Genomic DNA, 22,041 nt, shown 5'->3' with positions numbered 1-22,041 from the left:
CTCCCCGTAACTCACGGGGAGAAGATGCCGGCAGGCAGATGAGGGGCAGCGCCAATGTCCCAAAATATCCAGCCCAATATCCACTGGCTCACCGTCGTCGGCATCGGCGAGGACGGTACCGCAGGGCTCGGCGAGAACGCCAGGCAGGCGATAGCCTCGGCCGAAATCGTCTTCGGCGGCGCGCGCCATCTGGCACTTTCGGCAAACATCATCACCGGCGAGGCGCGGCCTTGGCCGGTTCCCTTCGACAGCAGCATGCGCGACGTGCTTGCCATACGCGGCAAAAAGGTCTGCGTGCTCGCCTCGGGCGATCCTTTTTTCCATGGCGTCGGCGTCACGCTTGCACGGCTTGTGCCCCCGAACGAAATGCGGACCATCCCCGCGCCGTCGTCCCTTTCGCTCGCCGCCTCCCGCCTCGGCTGGACCTTGCAGGACATAGAAACGGTTTCGCTGCACGGCCGTCCCATCGATCTGATCCGCCCTCTGCTGCATGCGAAGGCGCGCATTCTGGCGCTGACCTCCGACGGCAAGGCGCCGGCGGAAATCGCCGACCTTCTCTCTACGCTCTGCTTCGGCCCCTCGCGGCTCACCGTGCTGGAGGCGCTGGGCGGACCCGACGAGCGCGTCCGGACCGCCCGCGCCGATGCCTTCGGCCTCGAAAACATCAATCCGCTCAACGTCCTGGCCATCGAAGTTGAATCCAGCCCGCAGGCCCGTGTCATCCCGCTGGCTGGCGGCAGAGCCGACGACCTGTTCCAGCACGACGGCCAGATCACCAAGCGCGAAGTTCGCGCCGTCACCCTTTCGGCGCTGGCGCCCCGGCAGGGCGAGCTCTTGTGGGACATTGGCGCCGGCTCCGGCTCCATCGCCATCGAATGGCTGCTGGCGCATCCCTCGCTCAAAGCCATCGCCATCGAGGCCGATCCGGAGCGCGCCGCCCGTATCCGCCGCAACGCTTTCGCCTTCGGCGTGCCCCACCTCCAGGTGGCCGAGGGGAAGGCGCCGGAAACCCTTACCGGCCTGCCGGCACCGTCCGTCGTCTTCATCGGCGGCGGCGGCACAGACGAAGGCGTACTCGACGCGACGGTCGCCGCCCTGCCCTCGCACGGCCGGCTGGTCGCCAACGCCGTGACGCTCGAAATGGAAGCGCTGCTCATCGCGACCCAGGCGAGGCTCGGCGGCGATCTGACGCGCATCGCCGTCTCGCGTGCGGGCGCCGTCGGCTCGATGCAGGCATGGCGCCCGGCCCTGCCGGTTACGCAATGGAGCTGGACGAAACCATGATGGTCGCGGGCATAGGCTGCCGCAAGGGCGTCGATCAGGGACAGGTTCTGGCTGCCGTGGAAGCGGCGCTCGCCACCCACGGCCTGTCCGCAGCGGCCCTGTCCGCGCTGGCGACGGCACATTTCAAGCATGCCGAGGATGCAATCGCCGCCACCGGAAAGACGTTGAAACTGCCTCTGCTTCTGGTCGACGACGCCGCCCTGCGCGCCGTTTCGCTGCGCGCGCTGACCCGCTCCGTGCCGTCGTTGCAGGCGACCGGCACGCCCTCCATCTCCGAAACGGCGGCGCTTGCCGCCGCCGGACAGCACGCGACACTGCTCGGCCCGCGCATCGCCGTCGGCCCCGTCACCTGCGCCATCGCCGTTGCGGGAGACGTCGCATGACCGTGCATTTCATCGGCGCCGGACCGGGCGCGGCAGACCTCATCACGCTGCGCGGCGCGCGGCTGCTTTCCGAATGCCCCGTGTGCCTCTATGCGGGCTCCATCGTCGCACCGGATCTGTTGTCCCATTGCGGGCCGACTACCCGGCTGGTCGACACCGCGCCGCTGTCGCTGGACGAGATCGAGGCCGAATACGTCGCCGCCCACGCTGCCGGACAGGACGTGGCGCGGCTGCATTCGGGCGACCTTTCGGTGTGGAGCGCCGTGGCGGAACAGATCCGCAGGCTGGAGAAGCACGGCATCCCCTACACGCTGACCCCCGGCGTGCCTTCCTTCGCCGCCGCTGCTGCCGCACTGCGGCGCGAACTGACCATCCCCGAACTGGCGCAAAGCCTCGTTCTCACGCGCGTTTCCGGCCGCGCCTCGAAGATGCCGCCGGGCGAGACTCTCGCCAATTTCGGTCGCACCGGTGCCACGCTCGCCATCCACCTCGCCATCCATGCGCTGGAGCAGGTGGTGGAGGAGTTGACGCCGCATTACGGCGGTGACTGCCCCGTCGCGATCGTCTTCCGCGCCTCGTGGCCGGAGGAGCGCATCATTCGCGGAACGCTGGCAACGATCGCGAAACAATTTGCGAGCGAACCGGTGGAGCGCAGCGCCATCATTTTCGTCGGCCCCTCGTTGGCGGCGGAAGAGTTCACCGAAAGCGCGCTCTACGACGCCACTTACCAGCGCCGCTTCAGGGGGCGGGCATGACCCTTTCCGACACCGCCGCCAAACTCGTCGCCCACAAGCCGCGCCTCGAAGCCGGCCATGTCTGGCTGGCGGGCGCCGGGCCGGGCGATCCCGGCCTGCTGACGCTGGAGGTGCTGGCGGCGCTCGCGCAAGCCGACGCGCTGGTGCACGACGCGCTGGTCTCGGACGAAATCGTCGCGGTCGCCGCTCAGGCGGAGAAATTCTTCGTCGGCAAGCGCGGCGGCCGCCTGTCGATCCCGCAGGCCGACATCAACGGCTTGCTGGTCAGGCTGGCCAAGGAAGGCCGCAAGGTGGTGCGGCTGAAAGGCGGCCACCCGACCGTCTTCGCGCGCGGCGGCGAGGAGGCGGCCGCACTGGTCGAGCACGGCATTCCCTATCGCATCCTGCCCGGCGTCACATCGGCCTTCGGCGGGCTGGCTTCCGCCGGCATTCCGGTGACGATGCGCGGCGTCAACGGCGCGGTGATCCTCGCCACCGGTTTCGCCGCCGTCTCCGACGACCGGCCGGACTGGAAGGCTCTGGCCCGCACTGGCCACCCCATCGTCATCTATATGGGCCTGACGCATCTGGCCGAGACGGTGGCGGACCTTAGAGCCGGCGGCCTGGGCGACGACACGCCGGCGGCACTGATCGAGAACGCAACACTGCCGGAACAGCGCACCGTCGTTGCCACACTTGGGACGCTGACGGAAACCGCGGCGCGCGAAAACATCGTCTCACCGTCGCTCATCGTCGTCGGCGGCATCGTCGCGCTCCGCGACCGGATCAGGAGCCCGCAGTGACCGCCCGCGCGATCCTGGTCGCCGCGCCGCGCTCCGGCTCCGGCAAGACCAGCGTCACCATCGGCCTGCTCAGGGCTCTCGCCCGGCGCGGCGTGCGCGTGCGCGGCGCCAAGTCCGGGCCGGACTACATCGACCCCGGCTTCCACGAGGCGGCAACCGGCCTGCCCGGCGTCAACCTCGATTCCTGGGCGATGGCCCCTTCCCTGCTCAATGCGCTGGCCAAAGACGCCTCCGCCGACGCCGAGGTCATCATCGCCGAAAGCGCCATGGGCCTGTTTGACGGCATTCCGGCCGGACCGGGCCGCACCGGTTCCGGCGCCGATCTCGCCAGGCTTTACGGCATTCCGTCCCTTTTGGTGCTCGACGTGTCGGGCCAGTCGACCACGGCCGCCGCCGTCGCCAAGGGTTTTGCCACCTACGATCCGGCGGTGCGCATCGCCGGTGTCGTGCTGAACCGGCTGGGCAGCGAACGCCACCGGCGGCTCTGCGCCGAGGCGGTCGAAGCGCTCGGCCTGCCGGTGGTCGGCGCCATCCAGCGCAACCCCGACATCATCATGCCCGAGCGCCATCTCGGCCTGGTGCAGGCCTCCGAACATACAGGCCTCAATACCTTCATCGACAAGATGGCCGACATGGTGGAAAAATCGGTCGACCTTGAGGCGGTGATGGCGCTTGCCGAGCCGCTCGCGCCGCAGGCCGGCAACTTCGCCGCAGCCCTGCCGCCGCCCGGCCAACGCATCGCGCTGGCGCAGGATACCGCCTTCACCTTCGTCTATCCGCACGTCGCCGCTCGCTGGCGCGCCGCCGGCGCCGAGATCGTGCCCTTCTCACCGCTCGCCGACGAGGCGCCGCCGGCCGATTGCGACACCTGCTGGCTGCCGGGCGGCTATCCGGAACTGCATGCCGGCAGGCTCGCCGCCGCCGAAAATTTTCGCGACGGCATGGCGGCCTTCGCACGGCAGAAGCCGGTCCACGGCGAGTGCGGCGGCTTCATGGTTCTCGGCGAGGCACTGGAAGATGCTGACGGAACCACGCACCGCATGCTCGGCCTGCTCGGCCATTCCACCTCCTTCGCCAGGCGCAAGATGAACCTCGGCTACCGGCAGGCGCATTTGCTGGCCGATTGCCCGCTGGGACCGGCCGGCACGCGCGTGCGCGGCCACGAATTCCACTACGCCCGCATCACCGAGCCCGGCAACGACGCGCCGCTGGCCGACATGGCCGATGGCGAAGGCCGCCCGCTCGGCCCCGCCGGCGCCCGGCGCGGTCACGTCAGCGGTACCTTCTTCCATGCGATAGCGCGGGACGAAGCGGGATGAGCAACGGAAACAGGCCGATCCTCCGCGATATCGCGCTCTGCCTCGTCTTCTTCACGCGGCTGCCGTTGCCGGTCTTCGATTTCCGCGACCGAAAACTCGCGGACGCCATCTGGGCGGCACCTTTGGCCGGCCTTGCCGTTGCCATGATCGGCACCCTCACCTGCGCGATCGCCGTTTGGCTCGGCCTTGCCGCCGGCCCGGCCGCCGCGCTGGCACTGGCCGCCATGGTGCTCGCCACCGGCGCGCTGCATGAGGACGGCCTCTCAGACGTCGCCGACGGTTTTGGCGGCGGCCGGAACCGGGAGCGCAAGCTGGAGATCATGCGCGACAGCCGCATCGGCGCTTATGGCGCGGCGGCGCTTGCGCTGTCGCTGCTCGTCCGCTGGAGCGCTCTTGCTGAAATCCGTGACGGCTGGTCCGTGCTGGCCGCACTTGTGGCCGCGCATGGCGCCTCGCGCGGCCTGCTCGGCGCCTTCATGCATATCCTGCCGCCGGCGCGCAACGACGGCCTGTCGGCAGGAGCCGGCAGCGTTTCGCGGCAGACGGCCATGGCCGGAACGGTGCTCGGCGCCCTTGCCCTGCTACCGCTGGGATTGGATGGTTTTGTCACGGCGGCGATCCTGCTCGGCCTCGTCTTCGTCGCCTTCGCCGCGCTTTGTCGGCGCCAGATCGGGGGGCAGACCGGCGATACGGCCGGCGCGCTCCAGCAACTGGCCGAGATTGTCGTGCTTCTCACCGCATCCGTCGCCCTATCCTGATTCATTTCCGGAGAACTTCCGCCCATGCCATTCAAATCGCTCGAAGAGTTGCGTGCCGCCTGCCATGACCTGCCGGCCGGCGACGACGATGCAGCGGCCGCCGTCGCCGCGCGCCAGAACACACTGACCAAGCCGCAGGGCAGCCTCGGCCGGCTGGAGGCGACCGCCGCCTGGCTGGCGCGCTGGCAGGGCCGCGCCATGCCGAAGCTGGACCGGACAAAAATTTTCGTCTTCGCCGGCAACCACGGCGTCACCGCCAAGGGCGTCTCGGCCTTCCCCGCCGAGGTGACGGTGCAGATGGTGGCGAACTTTTCCCACGGCGGCGCCGCCATCAACCAGTTGGCGCGCGTCGCAGGCGCCGAACTGGAGGTGATCGCGCTCGACCTAGACCATCCGACCGGCGATTTCACCGAAACCGCCGCAATGGACGAGGCTGCCTTCCTCGCCGCCGTATCGACCGGCTACGACGCGGTGGGCGAGGACATCGACCTCGTCTGCTTCGGCGAAATGGGTATCGGCAACACCACGCCGGCAGCGGCGATCTCGGCCGCCCTGTTCGGCGGCGGCGCCGAGAAATGGACCGGGCGCGGCACCGGCGTCGACGATCAGGGCCTGAGGCGCAAGGTGGAGGTGATCGAGGCAGGGCTGGCGCGCCATGCCGCAGCGCTGTCCGATCCGCTGGCGATCGCAGCATGCCTCGGCGGGCGCGAACTGGCGGCGATCCTCGGCGGCGTGCTGGCCGCGCGCCACCGCAACGTGCCGGTGCTGCTGGACGGCTTCGTCTGCACGGCGGCGGCGGCTCCGCTGGGGCGGCTTCATCCGCAGGGCCTCGCCCACACAATCGCGGCGCACGTCTCGGCCGAGGCCGGTCATCGCAGCCTGCTGGAAGCGCTCGGCCTGCCGCCGCTGCTCGATCTCGGCATGCGGCTCGGCGAAGGCTCGGGCGCGGCCGTTGCCGTCAACATCGTGCGCGCCGCGCTCGAATGCCACGCGCGCATGGCGAGCTTCGCCGAGGCGGGCGTCTCCGACAAATAGATTCCGGCACGCTTCAACCGAACCGGTCCAGCCGCTCGTCACCCGGCGGCACCGGCGCATCGGAGCGGACATTTTTCCGTTTCCGCCTTCCCGGCTTCAAGGCCGCCTTGAGGTGGGACGGCGACAGCAACTCGCCCGTCACCGTTGCCAGCCTCCAGGCGGCGAACCACAGCCAGCCGCCCGCCAGCCGGGCCAGCCGCCGCTTCAGGTCTCCGGGCTCATGCCGCCCGTCTGCATCGAGTTGAAACATCCGCATCTCGCTTTCACCCGCCATGCGAAGACGAGCAAGGAGCGCGCCAACGGGGCGACTTGCGGCCACTCTCCAGCCGGGATTCGCCCCCGATGGCTAACCAAAGGTAAAGAGCGTCCCTCGCGTTGCTTGCGAACCCGTTGGCCGACATTCCAATGAGGACAGCTTTCGGCCCGGTCGCCGCTTTGGCCACGCCGTCCTTCGCCGGCAGCGCGCGGTATGAGGAGCGGCAGCCCCGCAGGATCGGCACATTTGCGCCGGCGACGATCTCGGCGAATGGCTGTTCGCGGCCCCATTGCTACGACCGGCAGACGATCATCACCAGGGCAGGCGCCAGCGCCTGCCATCGCTTCGGCCATGACGGGAACGCCGGTCAACGACCACCCTTCTCGTTTTCCAGACGGGTATCACAGGATTTGTCGGCGAAATGCCGGCACAGGACTGGACACGGTGAAAAGTGACGGCTATATGCCCGCCCAAGCTGGTTTTACCGGCCGTGTGGGTGTGTAGCTCAGTTGGTAGAGCAGCTGACTCTTAATCAGCGGGTCCACAGTTCGATCCTGTGCACACCCACCATTTTCTTCCGCCGATCAATCTCTTGAGCTCGCAAGCTCATGCTCTGGGTGTTCGGCGTAGGTCGCCGTGCCGCCTCTAGGCAAGCAGGACGCCCTCCGTCACCTTGATCGCCTGCCCACCGATGCGCGCGGCGGCGAGCTTGCCGCTTTCGACATCCAGTTCCAGCCTGATTCGCGATGGTCGTCCCATCTCCAGCCCCTGCTCGATCCACAGGCGCGACAGGCCGTCTCCCGGCCGGTCGAAGTGCATGATCGCGCCGGCGAAGGCGGCGGCGGCCGAGCCGGTCGCTGGGTCCTCGTAGGATGGAGTTCCCGGCACGATCATGCGCACGTGGAAGGCATTGTCGCGCCGCACCGTCTCGCGGCAGTAGACATAGGGGCTGGCGAAGGCCCACTCGCTCTTCTTCGGCGCCAGTTCCGACCAGGCCTGGTTGTCGAGCCGCACCTTGGCCGCCGCGCCGAGGTCCTTCACCGGAATGGTCACATAGGGTACGCCTGCCGACCAGAACGAGACGCGGTGGTTCTCGAAGCCGATCTCGTGCGGGCCAAGTCCCAGGGCCGCGCCGATCGCCTCGGGATCCGCCGCCAGGTCCAGCCGCTCCGGCAGCTTTGCCAGGTCGAACTCGGCGAAGGTGGCGCCCTGCCCGCCTCTGACCGCACAGCGCACCGGACCGATGTTTTCCTCCAGCACGAAGAGGCCGTCGCTCGCCTCGCCACTCGCTTCCGCCAGCGCGACGGCCGTGCCGACCGTCGGGTGACCGGCGAAGGGCATTTCGTAGTCCGGCGTGAAGATGCGGACGCGCGCCCGGTGCTTGGGGTTTTCCGGCGGTAGCACGAACACCGATTCGGACAGGTTGAACTCGCGCGCGATGCTTTGCATGGCGGCGAGGTCGAGGCCTTCGCAGTCGAGCACGATGGCCAGCGGATTGCCCGCCAGCCGCTCGGCTGTGAAGACGTCGTAGACGCAATATCTGCGGCCCTGCACGGCTGTATTTCCCTTCGTTTCGGCCCGGGGGACTGCTGCCCCAATCCCGACATGAGCGAAAATTAATTTGAATTTCGAACCATAAGGCCCGATGTGGTCAGCTATAGGGACGTCACAGGCATCATAGGGGTCCGCCGTGGACCAGATTGTCAATCTGCCAGAGGCGCAATCCGCCGAGGCAATAGAGACGGCCCTCGGGCGCGACGCAAAAGGCAAGCGCAAGCATCGCCGCCGCTGGCTGTGGCGCGGCCTGCTGGCGCTGGTCGTCGTCGCGGCCGGGCTTATCTTCTACCAGTGGTATGCCGGTTCCGCGCCCAAGGTCAGCTACACCACCCAGCCCGCCACGCTGTCGGACCTGACCGTCGAGGTCGCCGCCACCGGCACCTTGCAGCCCCTCACCCAGGTCGACATCTCCAGCGAGCTTTCCGGCGTCGTGCGCTCTGTCGCCGTGGACGAGAACCAGCAGGTCAGGCAGGGCGACGTGCTGGCCAGGCTCGACACCTCCAAGCTGGAGGCGCAGATCGAGCGCGCCAAGGCCTCCGCCAAGGCGGCTTCCGCCAGCGTCGAGACCGCGCAGGTCACGCTGAAGGAGAACGAGCAGGCACTTGTCCGTGCCAGCGAACTTGCGAAGAAAGGCATGGCGACGCAGCAGGCGCTGGACGCAGCCACCGCCGAGCGCGACCGCGCCAAGGCGGCCCTCGACAGCGCCGAAGCCAATCTCGCCATCGCCAATGCCGACTTGAAACTGCAGCAGGCGGACCTTGCCAAGAGCACCATCTATGCGCCGATCGACGGTATCGTGCTCACCCGCTCGGTCGATCCGGGCCAGACCGTCGCCTCCTCGCTGCAGGCGCCGGTGCTGTTCGTCATCGCCGCCGACCTGAGGAAGATGGAGTTGAAGGCCGCCATCGACGAGGCCGACATCGGCGCGGTCAAGGCTGGGCAGAACGCCCGCTTTACCGTCGATGCCTTCCCGGACCGGCCCTTCAACGCTGCAATCCGCGACATCTCCTATGCCTCCGTCACCACCGACGGCGTCGTCACCTATGACGCCAGGCTGGACGTCGACAACGGCGAACTGCTGCTGCGGCCCGGCATGACGGCGACGGTTTCCGTCGTCACCAAGCAGGCCAAGGGCGCGCTCACCGTCCCGTCCTCGGCCTTCCGCTACCGGCCGGCGGAGACGCGCGAGCGCGGCTTCAGCCTGCTGTCGATGTTCACCGGCCGCGGCGGGCGCGGCGGTCGCTGGCGCGACCGCCAGCAGGACAAGCCGGCCGAAGGGCTGCGCACGCTTTACGTGCTGGAAGACGGCCAGCCGCGCCGCGTCGACGTCAAGGTCGGCGCCACCGACGGCGACGTCACCGAGGTGCTCTCCGGCCTGAAGGAGGGCGACAAGGTCATCACCGCATCCCGGCAGGGAAGCTGAATCATGGCGCCACTCATCACCTTCGACCGGGTCTGGAAGACCTATGGCCAGGGCGAAGCCAGGGTGCACGCCCTGGCCGGCGTCGACCTCGCCATCCGCCAGGGCGAGTTCGTCGCCATCATGGGGCCGTCCGGCTCCGGCAAATCGACGTCGATGAACATCATCGGCTGTCTCGACACCCCGACGGCCGGCACCTACCGGTTCAAGGGCGTCGATGCCGGCCGCCTCGACCGCAACCGCCGCGCCCTCCTGCGCAATCTCTACATCGGCTTCGTCTTCCAGGGCTACAACCTGCTGGCGCGCACGACGGCGGCTGAGAACGTCGAACTGCCGCTGATCTATCGCGGCGTGGCGGCAGCCGAGCGGCGGGAACTGGCGATGCGCGCCCTGGCCGAGGTCGGCCTGACCGGCCGCGAGCATCACACTCCGGCCGAGCTGTCCGGCGGCCAGCAGCAGCGCGTCGCGATTGCCCGCGCCATCGTCAGCCGCCCTACTCTGCTGGTCGCCGACGAGCCCACCGGCAACCTCGACACCGCCCGCACGCACGAGATCATGGACCTCATCACCCGGCTCAATCGCGAGTTCGGGCTGACCATCGTCATGGTCACGCACGAGGCGGATGTGGCCGCCTATGCCCAGCGCACCATCCGCTTCCTCGACGGTCATGTGGCATCGGACGCGATGAATGCGGAGATGGCGCAATGATCTGGGAAACCGTCCGCCTCGCGCTCCGGTCGGTGCGGCGCAACGCGTTGCGCTCCTTCCTCACCCTGCTCGGCATCGTCATCGGCGTCGCCGCCGTCATCGCCATGCTGACCATCGGTGCCGGCACCACCGAGAAGGTGAAGGCCGACATCTCCAAGCTCGGCTCCAACCTGCTGGTCGTGCGCGCCGGCCATGCGGCGGGCCGCGGCGGCCCCGACCAGACCATCCGCCCGTTGCAGGACAAGGACCTCGCAGCGCTCCGCGCGCATCTGGAAGGCGCCCGCGCCATCTCGCCGGCGGCGCAGAAACAGGTGCGCGTCATCTACGGCACCGAGAACATCACCGCCGGCGTCACCGGCACCGACAGCGCCTTCCTCGACGCGCGCGACTGGACGCTCGCTTCGGGCCGCGCCTTCTCCGATTCGGAGGTGCGCTCGGGTGCCGGCGTCTGCCTGATCGGCGAGACGGTGCGCCAGCAGTTCTTCGGCGCCGGCGATCCCGACGGCGAGATCATCCGCGTCAACCGCTCGTCCTGCAAGGTGATCGGCCTCCTGGCGCCGAAGGGCTATACCGGCTTCGGCCAGGACCAGGACAACGTCGTGCTGATGCCGCTCGCCGCCTTCCAGCGCCGCATCGCCGGCAACCGCGACATCGACAACATCTATGTCGCCGCCGACGACCGCACGCCCACCAGCGAGCTTCTGCCGCGCGTGCAGGACATTTTGCGCGACGCCCGCCGCGTGCCGCAGGACAAGGACGACGACTTCGACATCCGCGACATGACGCAGATCGCCGACACCATGACCTCGGCGACCTCGACCATGACCGGCATGCTCTCGGCTGTCGCGGCCGTGTCGCTGCTGGTCGGCGGCATCGGCATCATGAACATCATGCTGGTGTCGGTGACGGAGCGCACGCGCGAGATCGGCATCAGGCTGGCCATCGGCGCGCACGAGAAGCACATCCTCGTGCAGTTTCTCGTCGAGGCGACGGTGCTGTCGCTGCTCGGCGGCATCATCGGCATCCTGATCGGGCTTTCGCTGGCCGGCATCGCCTCGCTGACGCTTGCCATACCGTTCGCGCCAAGCCCGGCAGTCATCCTGCTCGCCGTCGGCTTCTCGGCGCTGATCGGCATGGTGTTCGGCTTCTTCCCGGCGCTGCGCGGCGCCCGCCTCGATCCCATCGACGCGTTGAGGCACGAATAGGGCACGAACGGGCAGCCGCCGTCAGTGGCGCTGCTGGCTGAAATGCCACTCGATCAGCGGCGGCATGTGCGGCAACAGGTCGTCCGGCTGGTCGGCGGCGCTATGGATGACGACGGGGCCGGAAATCTCCGGATCCGTCTCGGCGGCGACGAAGGCGTTCACCCGGCTGACGATCTCATTGGCCGAAAGCGGCATCCAGTAGCGGCGGAAGATGACCGTCCCGCGCTCCGTCGACAGCACGTAGGCGAGCACGCCGCGTTCGGCGACGGCGAGATCGAGGCCGGTCTCCTCCTTCACCTCGCGGCGCATGTTGTAGTCGATATCGACGACGCCGTTGCGGAAATCGTTCGGCTCGAAGGAGCCGGCGGCGAAATAGATACGGCCCGCATTGACCGTATGCGGCGCCATGCGGATCGCAACCAGAGCATTGTCGGAAGAGACGAGCATGGCATGCGCATAGAAATGGCCGGTGCCGGGCACGTCGCGATGGCGGCGCCAGTAGAGGAACGTCGCATAGCGCGCCGCATGGCAGTGGCCGGTAAGCCGCCCGTCCTCATAGGACATTTCGGACACCAGCACGACCGTGCCGTTGAACAGCCGCGGATTGGAGGCGATCTCCCGTTCCCAGTTGGCGGCGATCTCGGCCTTGTGGCTGATTTCCAGCGGATGCGGCTCCGGATCGAGCCTCACGTCGATGACCTCGACGGGCAGGACGACATCGCGGGGCAGGTCGACGCTCATGGTTGCTCCTCAAACCAGATCGAGTGACACGGCGACCGGACAGTGGTCGGACGCCTTGGGCCGGTCCCAGCCGGCACGGGGGAAGCGTTCCACCTCCTGCCCGGCCGGAAACGGCGTGCGGAAGGGCTGGCCGTTGCGCACGATATCGGGCACGGCCGTACCGTTACGCTTGGCCAGCGCCGGCGAAAGCAGGATGTAGTCGAGCTGACAAAGGTGGCGTTCCTGCGGCCCGCGCGTGTGATAAAGCGTCCAGCGGTCCATTTCGGGCCGCCGCTCCACCACGTTCTCGCAAAAGCCGTCCGCGGTGAGCACGTCGAGGCAGGATTGCGTCTCGCTCACCGGCTCGAAGCGATAACCGGCATAGACGTCGCCGGTAATCACCAGCCGCTCGCGATAATCGTTGAAGTCGCCGCAGATCGCCCAGCGTTTGGACGCGGCGTGATCCTTGCCGAACCGCTCCTCGATGATGCGCCGCACCGCCTTCGCCTCGGCGATGCGCAGCGGCATCGTCGCCTGGCGCCCGTCGAGGCCGTTGCGCGGCGAGCCCATCGACTTGAAATGCACCAGGTAGAGCGTCAAAGGCGCGCCGCCGACCTTCAGGTCCACCTCCAGGCAGTCCCGGCGGAAGATGCGCTCAGACGGCTCATGGCCGAACGACGCCAGCTCCGGCGTGTGCAGGCCGAACTCCTCGAAAGTCACGTAGGCGTGGCTCGTCATGCGCACGAATTCGATCGGCTGGCCGTGCGCGGTTTCCTCGCGCATCATCAACGCCACGTCGATGCCGCGCGTATCATTGCCGGTGGAGGTGTATTTCTGCCGATAGCCCTCGCCGATCATCTTGAACAGGTAGCCGTATTCGAAGGCTTTCAGCGCCTCGACGTTATCGACCTCCTGCAGGCAGATGATGTCGGCGCGGGTCGCGGCGATCGCCAGCGCCGTCAGCTGGCGCGTATCGTCGGAATGGGCGATGACACGCGCCTGCTCCAGCAGCCGGTATTCAGCCTCGGTGCGGATGTCGAACAGCGCCAGCGTGCGGTCCTCGTGCAACTGGTTGCGGAAACCGGAAAAATCGAACCTGTTCATCAGGTTTTCGACGTTGAAGGTGGCAAGGCGCAAGGACATGGAAGCGACCTTTGCCCGCAACCGCCCGCCAAGACAAGAGCCAGCGTCAACATGGTTGACGCAACCTTTCCATTCATGGCGCGTTCATCTGTCCGGCGCCAAAGTGTGTAAAGGGACAGCGCGTGGGGCCACAGCTTTTGGAGTGTAGGATGAAAACGCTCTTTTCTCGTTCGCTTGCCTATGGACTGGTCGCCTTCGGCCTGATCGCCGGCGCCGCCACGCCCCTGCAAGCCGGACCGTTGCCGTCGCCGCAGCTTCAGGCTCCTGCGACGGCAAATACGATAACGCAGATAAACGATAGCTCGTATGGCGGCGGCACCAGCGGAGACATGCGGTGGCGCTGGCGCAACAATCGCCATTGGCGCGGAGACGACGGCTGGCATCAGAACCGCCACTGGCGCGGCGATTGGCAGCGCCCGCGCTGGCGCAATGACGATTGGCGCTGGCGGCGCCATCATCGCCGCGAATATTACGGCCTGGGCGGCTTCGGCCTCGGTCTTGGACTGGGGCTCGCCGCCCCGCGCTACTACGACAACTATTACGTGGCGCCGCGGCGTGTCTATCGCGGCCTGTCGCCGGCGCATGTCAGGTGGTGCTCCGCCCGCTACCGGACCTATCGCGCCTGGGACAACACTTACGTTCCGCGCGTCGGCTACCGCGCGGTCTGCCGCTCGCCGTTCGGCTGAGCGAGCGACAGGCGACACCGCCCGGCGGTGTCGCCTTTTTTCACGTCATTGGGCTCACACGAATTCCACGCCGACCAGCGTCGGCGTGCGCCAGCGCACGCGCGCCGGTCGCGCCCGGTCGCTGCCGTTGAGCGTCAGTTCGAAAATCGCCGGCACGGCGGACGTCTCGCCGAACACGAGCAGCGCGCCCGATTCCGATTCGTTGCGCGCGACGCACTCGAGCGCCCCGTAGCCCCGGTTGAAGGACAGTTTCGCGCCCTTCAGCACGCGCCGGCGCTGCGCCGCGCGGCGTTCGGCGAAAACCTTGCCGTCCAGCCCAATCGATTTTCGAGTGATCGCATCCATCGTTCCGCTCCTGTGGCCGATGCGATCGCCAAGCCAGAAACGTGCCAGCCCGCCTGTTCCGCAATGGCACAGGCGGGCTGGTGGGCGCGCACAACTTTCCCGACACCGTGAGGGCGACGACGGCGGAAGTCCGAAGCCAATTCGCCCCGCCGAGTCATATGGCGCGGATTTCGAGAACCGGAGCGGAGCGTACATAAAAGTACGTGAGCACCGGAAGCGCGGAAAGCCGCGTCAGATGGCCGGCGAGGTGAGTTGGAACGGGCTTCCTAGTTCTTGGCCTTGTCGACCAGCTTGTTCTTCGAGATCCAAGGCATCATGGCGCGCAGCTTGGCGCCGACTTCCTCGATCTGGTGGGCGTCGTTGTTGCGGCGGATGCCCTTGAAGCGCGACAGGCCGGCCCGGTATTCCTGCATCCACTCGGAGGTGAACTTGCCGGTCTGGATGTCCTTCAGCACGCGCTTCATCTCGGCCTTGGTGTCGGCGGTGATGATGCGCGGACCCGACACGTACTCGCCCCACTCGGCGGTGTTCGAGATCGAGTAGTTCATGTTGGCGATGCCACCCTCGTAGATCAGGTCGACGATCAGCTTCACCTCGTGCAGGCACTCGAAATAGGCCATTTCGGGTGCATAGCCGGCTTCCACCAGCGTCTCGAAACCGGCGCGGATCAGCTCGACCAGGCCGCCGCACAGCACGACCTGCTCGCCGAACAGGTCGGTCTCGCACTCTTCCTTGAAGTTCGTCTCGATGACGCCCGAACGGCCGCCGCCGACGCCGCAGGCATAGGACAACGCCAGATCGTGCGCGTTGCCCGACGCGTCGTGGTTGACGGCGACCAGGCACGGCACGCCGCCGCCCTTCTGGTATTCGCCGCGCACCGTGTGGCCGGGGCCCTTCGGCGCGATCATGACGACGTCGACCGTGTCCTTCGGCTCGATCAGTCCGAAATGCACGTTGAGGCCGTGGGCGAAGGCGATCGCCGCGCCGTCACGGATGTTGGGGGCGATTTCGTTCTTGTAGATGTCGGCCTGAAGCTCGTCGGGCGTTGCCATCATCATCAGGTCCGCCCACTTGGCGAGGTCCGCCACCGACATGACCTTGAGGCCGTCGGCCTCGACCTTCTTGGCGGTCGCCGAACCCGGCTTGAGGCCGATGGCCACTTCCTTGACGCCGGAATCCTTCAGGTTGAGCGCATGCGCCCGCCCCTGGGAGCCGTAGCCGACGATGCCGACCTTCTTGCCCTTGATGAGATTGAGATCGGCGTCGCGATCGTAATAGACACGCATTGTCTTTTCCTTCCCGTGTTTAGAAACGCAATCCTATTGCTCTTTCCTTGCCCCGTAGAGGGCGAGAAACTGTCTGGTGGCGCGCGCCGCGTCCTCGGCGATGGCCGCTTCCGTCAGGCCCGGCCAATCGCCGAGCAGCAGGCGGATCTGGACGTCGCGCCCGACCAGCCCGAAAAAGGTGCGGAACGCCGTCTCGGCGTCCTCGAAGGCGAGGTGGCCGGCCTTCTTGCCGGCATCGAGCACCGGCTTCAGCCGCTTGGCCAACGCGAAACGGCCGTTTTCCAGCACGATGGCGCCGAGATTGTCCTTGCCCGAGCCGGCGTGGCTGACGGCGACGCGGTTCAGCGCGATGGAGGTGTCGCTGGCGATCACCTTCAGCCAGTCGCGCGCATAGCCTTCAAGGCTCTCGGCCAGCGAGGCCAGGTCGACCTTGCCGGGATCGACCGGCACGACCCGCACCTTCGAGGCCTGCCACTGGACCGTAGCGGTCAACAGCCCGTCGCGGTCGCCGAACCACTTGTAGAGCGTTTCCTTCGAGCAGCTCGCGCGCCGCGCAACGCCCGCCATGGTCAGGTTGTCGCCCTCCTCGACCATCAGGCGCAAAGCGGCGTCCAGCACGTCGCGCTGGCGCGCCGTCCAGTCTTCGCTCGCCTTGGCCTCGCCTGCCTTGGGCTCGCCCGTTTTCGCTTCGTTCATCAAGCGCCGATCCGCCTTCCGACACCCGGTTCCGCCGAACAGACTAGGATAAGTCATCCGGCAAGGAACGTACCGTACGTTACGGTTCGGCTTATTGCCCAGACGGCCCGCCGACGCAAGAGGGAATCGACCGCCAGTCCGCTTCCGTCAGGCCGATCGGCCCGAACGGATCGACGATCGTTCCCGCCACCATCGCCGCCAGCACCTGGGGCGCGGGAAAGATCTTCGCCGCCGTTGCCACCAGCCGGTCGCGGATGAAGGGCAGAACCACCGAATCCGACTGGTAGAACGGCGTGAACGCCCGCGACAGCGCCTGGAAGGCGCGCACATGCAGCCGCCGCGAGCGGACATAGCGGGCAAGCGCCGCCTCGATATCGGGGTTGTGGCCAGAGCATGCGCAAGGGCGGCCGCATCGAGCAGCGCCATGTTGGCGCCCTGCCCGAGCTGCGGGCTGGTCGAATGTGCGGCATCGCCGATCACCGCCAGCCGCCGTCCCGCCGGCAACGCCAGCGTATGATGGCCGTAGCGCGCCAGCGTCAACTGATCGAAGGACCCAATCTGGTCGAGATAGGCCCGGCAGTCCGGCCACAGGCCGGCCACCCTCGCCTTCCAGGCATCGAGCCCCGCCGCCCTCACGTTCTCGGCGTCGTCCGGCTTCAGGCTCCAGAAGAACGCCGCCATCGGCGGCGCCTGCGGGGCTGGCCGGCCGATGGGCAGCACGCCGATCATCACGCTAGCGCGGTCATAGCGCTGGGTGAGCGCATGCGCGTGAAAACCTTCGCCGCGCCAGTCGAGCGAGGCCCAGAACGCCCCGTAGGCCAGCGGCACCGGCTCGCAAGGCCGGATCGCGTGCCGCTTGAGTTTCGAGCGCGCGCCGCTGGCGTCGACGACAAGGTCGAACGGTCCGAGCCTCCGCCCGTCGCGGCAAAGCAGCGTCGGCCGCGCGCCGGCTTCCAGCCCGTCCAGTTCGACGCCCGTCTCGATGGCGATCCCTTCCCTCAGAACCGCCTCGTGCAGCACCGAGAAAAGGGCGGCGCGATGCACCGCCAGACCGAAACGACCGCCACGGAGCGCATCGTAGCGCACGTCGAGCACCGTGCGTCCCGTCGCGGCGTCCGCACCGTAGAGCCGGTCGATGCGGCTGCCCAGCGCAGCGATGGCGTCAAGCAGCCCGTCCGTGCAGCACCGACAGCCCGGTCGGTTGCAGGATCAGCCCCGAACCGACCGGCGCGGGCCTGTCGAAACGCTCGAACAGCGTGACGCGATGGCCGGCACGCTTCAGGAAAAGCGCTGCCGCAAGGCCCGCCGACCCAGCTCCGGCGATCGCAATGTCCAGTCCTGCCCGCAATCCCGTCCCCGCACAATGCCTCGACAACATTCCCCAAGCATCGAGATCAAATCAAGGATGGTGCGGGCGCAATTCGTCGCGGAAGCCGGCGGCGCGCAGGCGCCGAAACAACGCATTCGAGGCAACGAAGGCCTCCCGAAGAGCCATTCGACGCTCAACACCGCCAACGTTCGGACAGCAACCCGTCTGGACACGGCTTACGGCCGGGTGCCGCAGACACCCGGCCGCCCCGCCTGCCCGTCTACTTCACCACGATGGCGACGCTTCCGGACTGGTACATGTGGCCTTCCGTGCCGGACGCGATGCCCGTGCCGTTCACGGCGCGGGTCGGCACGCGCTTGCCGCAATCGCGGCTGACGCGGCTCGACAGACCACCGTCGGAGTATTTTACGACAGAGGACTTCGGCAGCCTGCTCTCGATGGCGGCGAAGCTCGGCGCCGACGCACCGCAGCCGTTGGCGCGATAGGCAGTGATGTGCCTCGTTTGGCCGACCTGCATCTCGACCGTCTTGTCGGCATTGCCCGGCGTGACGCAGCCCGCCAACAGCAACGCGGCCGCACCGGCGGCAGCAGCAAAAACCAGTGAATTTCGCATCTGGGAAGCCCCTCTCCTGAGCCTAAAACGCCGATCGTCGCCACGGCTCGTTCAGCGACGTCCCTTTCGACGTGCCAAATCCGCCCGCATCGCCAAACAGAAAAGTCGGGCAATCGACGGAAAAACCGGAAAAACGGGGATCAAGTTGATTGCTATCTCCATGAATCCATTTTCTATTCTACGGTGAACGATACGGGGTACTTGAGGCGTGCTGGAACAGGATTGGGACCGGTTCGAGCGGTGGCATCGGTTGCTTGACGAACTCTGCAACCGCCGCGGACATATCGACAACGCCTTGCTGGCAAGCCAGCTCTGCCGCCGCCAGGGCAGGAACGGGCAGGACGAATTCAATGCCGCCGGCAAGAGCCTGCGCAACTGGCGCCTCGGCCGTCACGTCCCGCTGCGCCGCAATTTCATGCTGCTGTCCGAACTGCTTGACGTTCCGGCTGACCCGGAGCTCAGCCGGCACTGGAACCGTCTCTACGCCACCGCGCGCGGTCACGTTCCGCTGGAAGACAGCGAAGGGCCAGCCGTGGACCCGACCGCTCCTTTGCCGGCACGAAGCGCGCGCGGCCGACTGGTATGGGCGGCAGCCGCGCTTGTCGCGGTGCTCGTCGCCGCCGGCTTGCGCTGGCTTATGGTCGATCCGCACAAGGACCTGCCGATGATAGGGTATCAGGCCCGCGTGGACATGCTGGTCGGCGAAACCCGATTGATCCACGGCGATCGCGGGAACTGCGACGGAACGATGGTGCCCGGCTGGAACAAGACGGCGCCGCGGGTGCCGGAAAGTCGCCTCGGCAGCTTTTCCGATGGCGGGCTGGCCCGCAAGATGAGCAATTTCTGCAATGCGGTGGTGCCTGTGCGGGCCGTCAAGTTCACTGCCAGGGAGCCGGGTGCCGAAGAGGTGATGCTGCTGGAAGACTTCATGAAAATCGTCGTGCGCGACTATCAGGGCAGCAGGCTCGAATAACGATAACGGGGGAAGCCATGGAGGACGGCAACTGGCGGCACTACGCTCACTGGCACCAACTGTTCGACGAATTGTGCAACGGTGCGGGCTACTACGACACGGCGGCGCTCGCTTCCGCCTATTGTGCGCTGACGGCCAGCAAAGGCGAACGCCAGTTCGACACGGCCGTCCGCAATCTCAACAACTGGCGCTCCGGCCGGCACCTTCCTCGCACGAAGAACCTGCGGCTGTTGGCACGGCTGCTGAAGGTGAGCGAAAACCCCGACCTGCAACGGCACTGGAACACGCTCTACAAGCAAGCCGGCGAGATCGAGCCAGCAGAAACCGCAGGCGGGCTGCCGTCAGTCGTGGTTCCCCGCGCGATTGACACGGACCATGACATGGCAAGGCGCGTGGCGCGGGGTCCCGTCCTGCCGTGGCAACCCTACCCGTCCGCACCGGCGCGCAAACGCTTTTCAGCGCTCGAAATGGCGGCGGGCGGCGCGGCCATGCTCATTGTCGGGGCAGTCGTCGGCTCATTGGTCACCGCCTCCGGCTGGCGTCCCTGGGCAGGGCCGGCCGACAATGCGCCCATCGTTCCCTTCAAGCCGAAGGTGACGATGAAGGTGGGCGAGACGCGGCCGATCTATGCCGAGCGCGGCGACTGCGGAAAGCTGCCGCGCGAATGGCTGCTTGTCGAAGCCGACCTGCCTGACGTGCGAACGGGCACGTTCTCGGACGGAGGGCTGGCGCGCCGCCACAGCAAGTTCTGCCAGGGGCTCACGCCGGCCCGCGCCATCGTCTTCACCGCGACGCAAACCGGCGTCGAGGAGTTCGAGATACAGGGCGACTTCTTCCAGATGACGGTGACGGAATAACGCCCGCCGTCAGATTGCCACCTGGGTGCCGATCTCGACCACCCGCCCGGTCGGAATCTGGAAATATTCGGTGGCGTCGGCGGCGGTGCGGGCAAGGCCGATGAACAGCTTGTCCTGCCACAGCGGCATGCCCGAATTGGGCGAGGTCTTGAGCGAGCGCCGCGACAGGAAGAACGACGTCGTCATGATGTCGAACTTCCAGCCCTGCTTGCGGCAGATTGCCAGCGCGCGCGGAATGTTGGGCTGCTCCATATAGCCGAAGGTCAGCTTCACGCGCATGAACAGGTCGTTGATGACCTCCATTTTGACCCGCTCGCTGTCCGGCACCGTCGGCTGCGGCGCGGTGACCACCGACAGGATGACGTTCTGCTCGTGCAGCACCTTGTAGTGCTTGAGGCTGTGCATCAGCGCCGTCGGCGCGCTCAGCGGATCGCTGGTCAGGAAGATCGCCGTGCCGGCCACCACCTGCGGCTTCTTCTTCAAAAGGTTGGCGGCGAGGAAATCGAGCGGCACCTCGTTGCGGCGCGTCTTTTCGAACAGGTAGCGGCTGCCGCGGATCCAGGTCCACATGACGAGGCCCATCAGGCAGGCGACGCTGATCGACACCCAGCCGCCTTCGAAGAACTTGACCACGTTGGCGCTGAAGAAGCCGGCGTCGATGACGCCGAACAGCACGGCGAGCGCCAGCGCGCCGGCGAGTTGCCATTTCCACAGCCAGCGCATGACGACGAACAAAAGCACCGTCGTCATCAGCATTTCGCCGGTGACCGAGATGCCGTAGGCCGAGGCCAGCGAGCTGGACGAGCCGAAGCCGACCACCAGAAGCATGACCGCGAGCGCGAGCAGCAGGTTGACGCGCGGCATGTAGATCTGGCCCGACTGCATTTCGGAGGTGTGCTGCACCTCGATGCGCGGCAGAAGGTTGAGCTGCACCGCCTGCCGGGTCAGCGAGAAGGCGCCGGAAATCACCGCCTGGCTGGCGATGACGGTGGCGGCGGTGGCCAGCGCCACCATCGGCACCAGCGCCCATTCCGGCATCATCTGGAAGAACGGGTTGTGCGGCTTGCCGCCATGCGAGATGACAAAGGCGCCCTGCCCGAAATAGCACAGGAGCAGGCAGGGAAAGACGATCCAGAACCAGGCGAGCACGATGGGCCGGCGGCCGAAATGGCCGAGATCGACATAAAGCGCTTCGGCGCCCGTCACCGCCAGGAACACCGCGCCCACCGTGACGAACGCGCCGGTGGGCGTCGTCGCCAGGTAGTAGAGCGCATAATAGGGATTGATCGCCAGGAGCACGGACGGATCGTCCAGAAGGTGAACCAGCCCGGTCGCACCGAGCGACAGGAACCAGACGGCCATGATCGGCCCGAAGACCACCGCCACCCGGCCCGAGCCGAAGCGCTGCACGGCGAACAGCATCGCCAGGATGACCAGCGTGATGGGCACGACGTAGGGGGTGAAGGCCGGCGTCACCACTTCGAGGCCCTCGACCGCCGACAGCACCGAAACCGCCGGCGTGATGATCGAATCGCCGAAGAACAGCGAAGCGCCGCACAGGCCGATTGCGAGGATGTATTTCGAACCTTTCGGATACGCGCTGCGCGCCAGCGCCATCAGGGACAGCGTGCCGCCCTCACCCTTGTTGTCGGCCCGGATGACGAAGGCGACGTATTTGATGGTGACGATGATCGTCAGCGCCCAGACGATCAGCGACAGCACGCCGAGCACGTCCGACCGCGACACCGCCTCGCCGGAGGCGTGCAGGGCTTCGCGGAAGGCGTAGATCGGGCTGGTGCCGATGTCACCGTAGACCACCCCCAGCGCGCCGAGCATGAGCACCTTCGTGCCGTGCTGCTCGACTTCGGGCTGGCTCGTCTGTTGATCGGCTTCCGCCTCACCATCCTTGTCGGCAAGGGCCATCGACGAT

At 67.1% G+C, this 22,041-nt stretch carries 22 protein-coding genes, 1 tRNA gene and 1 pseudogene; 14 read left to right on the top strand and 10 right to left on the bottom strand.

Features of this window, described 5'->3' with window-relative positions:
- The first annotated feature begins 54 nt into the window (after window positions 1-54).
- The 7 genes from cbiE to cobT are packed head-to-tail and all read left to right on the top strand — an operon-like array spanning window position 55 to window position 6,316.
- Window positions 55-1,284 carry a precorrin-6y C5,15-methyltransferase (decarboxylating) subunit CbiE gene (gene cbiE, locus E6C48_RS01020; protein WP_136353085.1) on the top strand — a complete coding sequence of 410 codons (1,230 nt, stop codon included), beginning with the start codon at window positions 55-57 and terminating at the stop codon, window positions 1,282-1,284.
- The gene (locus tag E6C48_RS01015; RefSeq protein ID WP_330998542.1) at window positions 1,263-1,667 is read left to right on the top strand and encodes a cobalamin biosynthesis protein; all 405 of its coding nucleotides are present in this window, start codon (window positions 1,263-1,265) and stop codon (window positions 1,665-1,667) included. The genes cbiE and E6C48_RS01015 overlap by 22 nt, the downstream gene beginning before the upstream one ends.
- Window positions 1,664-2,422, top strand: coding sequence for a precorrin-4 C(11)-methyltransferase (cobM, locus tag E6C48_RS01010; protein WP_136353083.1), 759 nt, complete (start codon window positions 1,664-1,666; stop codon window positions 2,420-2,422). The genes E6C48_RS01015 and cobM overlap by 4 nt, the downstream gene beginning before the upstream one ends.
- Window positions 2,419-3,204 (top strand): uroporphyrinogen-III C-methyltransferase, encoded by a 786-nt coding sequence (cobA, locus tag E6C48_RS01005; protein ID WP_136353082.1) that lies wholly within the window; start codon window positions 2,419-2,421, stop codon window positions 3,202-3,204. Before cobM ends, cobA begins: the two co-directional genes overlap by 4 nt.
- Window positions 3,201-4,523 (top strand): cobyrinate a,c-diamide synthase, encoded by a 1,323-nt coding sequence (locus tag E6C48_RS01000; RefSeq protein ID WP_136353080.1) that lies wholly within the window; start codon window positions 3,201-3,203, stop codon window positions 4,521-4,523. Before cobA ends, E6C48_RS01000 begins: the two co-directional genes overlap by 4 nt.
- Window positions 4,520-5,281, top strand: coding sequence for an adenosylcobinamide-GDP ribazoletransferase (gene cobS / locus E6C48_RS00995; protein ID WP_136353078.1), 762 nt, complete (start codon window positions 4,520-4,522; stop codon window positions 5,279-5,281). Before E6C48_RS01000 ends, cobS begins: the two co-directional genes overlap by 4 nt.
- Before the next feature lie 24 nt (window positions 5,282-5,305).
- Window positions 5,306-6,316 (top strand): nicotinate-nucleotide--dimethylbenzimidazole phosphoribosyltransferase, encoded by a 1,011-nt coding sequence (gene cobT / locus E6C48_RS00990; RefSeq protein ID WP_136353076.1) that lies wholly within the window; start codon window positions 5,306-5,308, stop codon window positions 6,314-6,316.
- 13 nt (window positions 6,317-6,329) lie between these two features.
- Here the strand turns inward: cobT and E6C48_RS00985 are convergent, their stop codons facing one another.
- A complete protein-coding gene (locus E6C48_RS00985; RefSeq protein ID WP_136353074.1) occupies window positions 6,330-6,566 on the bottom strand; it encodes a hypothetical protein in 237 nt (78 codons plus the stop codon).
- Between the two features lie 500 nt (window positions 6,567-7,066).
- On the opposite strand from E6C48_RS00985, the gene E6C48_RS00980 reads away from it, so the two are divergent.
- Window positions 7,067-7,142, top strand: a tRNA-Lys gene (locus E6C48_RS00980).
- 75 nt (window positions 7,143-7,217) lie between these two features.
- Here E6C48_RS00980 and E6C48_RS00975 read toward each other — a convergent pair.
- Complete coding sequence (locus E6C48_RS00975; RefSeq protein WP_136353072.1) at window positions 7,218-8,126, bottom strand: PhzF family phenazine biosynthesis protein; 909 nt, start codon at window positions 8,124-8,126, stop codon at window positions 7,218-7,220.
- Between the two features lie 136 nt (window positions 8,127-8,262).
- Here E6C48_RS00975 and E6C48_RS00970 point away from each other — a divergent pair, with 136 nt between their 5' ends.
- The 3 genes from E6C48_RS00970 to E6C48_RS00960 are packed head-to-tail and all read left to right on the top strand — an operon-like array spanning window position 8,263 to window position 11,462.
- Window positions 8,263-9,552, top strand: a complete 1,290-nt coding sequence (locus tag E6C48_RS00970) for an efflux RND transporter periplasmic adaptor subunit (RefSeq protein ID WP_136353070.1) — start codon at window positions 8,263-8,265, stop codon at window positions 9,550-9,552.
- 3 nt (window positions 9,553-9,555) lie between these two features.
- Window positions 9,556-10,257: an ABC transporter ATP-binding protein gene (locus E6C48_RS00965; RefSeq protein WP_136353068.1), complete on the top strand. Its 702-nt coding sequence runs from the start codon at window positions 9,556-9,558 to the stop codon at window positions 10,255-10,257.
- Window positions 10,254-11,462, top strand: a complete 1,209-nt coding sequence (locus E6C48_RS00960) for an ABC transporter permease (protein WP_136353066.1) — start codon at window positions 10,254-10,256, stop codon at window positions 11,460-11,462. The genes E6C48_RS00965 and E6C48_RS00960 overlap by 4 nt, the downstream gene beginning before the upstream one ends.
- A 21-nt stretch (window positions 11,463-11,483) precedes the next feature.
- On the opposite strand, the gene E6C48_RS00955 is transcribed toward E6C48_RS00960, so the two are convergent.
- Window positions 11,484-12,203 (bottom strand): NUDIX hydrolase, encoded by a 720-nt coding sequence (locus E6C48_RS00955; protein WP_136353064.1) that lies wholly within the window; start codon window positions 12,201-12,203, stop codon window positions 11,484-11,486.
- Window positions 12,204-12,212: 9 nt separating this feature from the next.
- A complete protein-coding gene (locus E6C48_RS00950; RefSeq protein WP_136353062.1) occupies window positions 12,213-13,325 on the bottom strand; it encodes an endonuclease/exonuclease/phosphatase family protein in 1,113 nt (370 codons plus the stop codon).
- Window positions 13,326-13,474: 149 nt separating this feature from the next.
- Between E6C48_RS00950 and E6C48_RS00945 the strand changes: the two genes are divergently transcribed.
- The gene (locus E6C48_RS00945; protein ID WP_136353060.1) at window positions 13,475-14,011 is read left to right on the top strand and encodes a BA14K family protein; all 537 of its coding nucleotides are present in this window, start codon (window positions 13,475-13,477) and stop codon (window positions 14,009-14,011) included.
- A 54-nt stretch (window positions 14,012-14,065) separates the two neighbouring features.
- On the opposite strand, the gene E6C48_RS22460 is transcribed toward E6C48_RS00945, so the two are convergent.
- The 5 genes and pseudogenes from E6C48_RS22460 to E6C48_RS00920 all read right to left on the bottom strand — a co-directional run bounded on the left by E6C48_RS22460 (window position 14,066) and on the right by E6C48_RS00920 (window position 18,281).
- Complete coding sequence (locus E6C48_RS22460) at window positions 14,066-14,356, bottom strand: PilZ domain-containing protein (RefSeq protein ID WP_168734417.1); 291 nt, start codon at window positions 14,354-14,356, stop codon at window positions 14,066-14,068.
- Window positions 14,357-14,622: 266 nt separating this feature from the next.
- Complete coding sequence (ilvC, locus tag E6C48_RS00935; protein WP_136353056.1) at window positions 14,623-15,642, bottom strand: ketol-acid reductoisomerase; 1,020 nt, start codon at window positions 15,640-15,642, stop codon at window positions 14,623-14,625.
- Between the two features lie 33 nt (window positions 15,643-15,675).
- The gene (locus E6C48_RS00930; RefSeq protein WP_136353054.1) at window positions 15,676-16,338 is read right to left on the bottom strand and encodes a TetR/AcrR family transcriptional regulator; all 663 of its coding nucleotides are present in this window, start codon (window positions 16,336-16,338) and stop codon (window positions 15,676-15,678) included.
- Between the two features lie 91 nt (window positions 16,339-16,429).
- Window positions 16,430-17,716, bottom strand: a pseudogene (locus E6C48_RS00925) (FAD-dependent oxidoreductase).
- A gap of 211 nt (window positions 17,717-17,927) precedes the next feature.
- Window positions 17,928-18,281, bottom strand: a complete 354-nt coding sequence (locus E6C48_RS00920) for a hypothetical protein (protein WP_136353052.1) — start codon at window positions 18,279-18,281, stop codon at window positions 17,928-17,930.
- Window positions 18,282-18,489: 208 nt separating this feature from the next.
- On the opposite strand from E6C48_RS00920, the gene E6C48_RS00915 reads away from it, so the two are divergent.
- Window positions 18,490-19,254, top strand: a complete 765-nt coding sequence (locus tag E6C48_RS00915; RefSeq protein WP_136353050.1) for a hypothetical protein — start codon at window positions 18,490-18,492, stop codon at window positions 19,252-19,254.
- 17 nt (window positions 19,255-19,271) lie between these two features.
- Window positions 19,272-20,111, top strand: coding sequence for a hypothetical protein (locus E6C48_RS00910; RefSeq protein ID WP_136353048.1), 840 nt, complete (start codon window positions 19,272-19,274; stop codon window positions 20,109-20,111).
- A 9-nt stretch (window positions 20,112-20,120) separates the two neighbouring features.
- On the opposite strand, the gene E6C48_RS00905 is transcribed toward E6C48_RS00910, so the two are convergent.
- Window positions 20,121-22,034, bottom strand: a complete 1,914-nt coding sequence (locus E6C48_RS00905; protein ID WP_136353046.1) for a potassium transporter Kup — start codon at window positions 22,032-22,034, stop codon at window positions 20,121-20,123.
- Window positions 22,035-22,041 lie beyond the last annotated feature (7 nt).

The organism is Ollibium composti, assembly GCF_004801285.1.
Taxonomy (GTDB): domain Bacteria; phylum Pseudomonadota; class Alphaproteobacteria; order Rhizobiales; family Rhizobiaceae; genus Mesorhizobium; species Mesorhizobium composti.
Note: the sequence above shows the minus strand (reverse complement) of the source record. Positions and strands in the feature narration are given on the sequence as shown.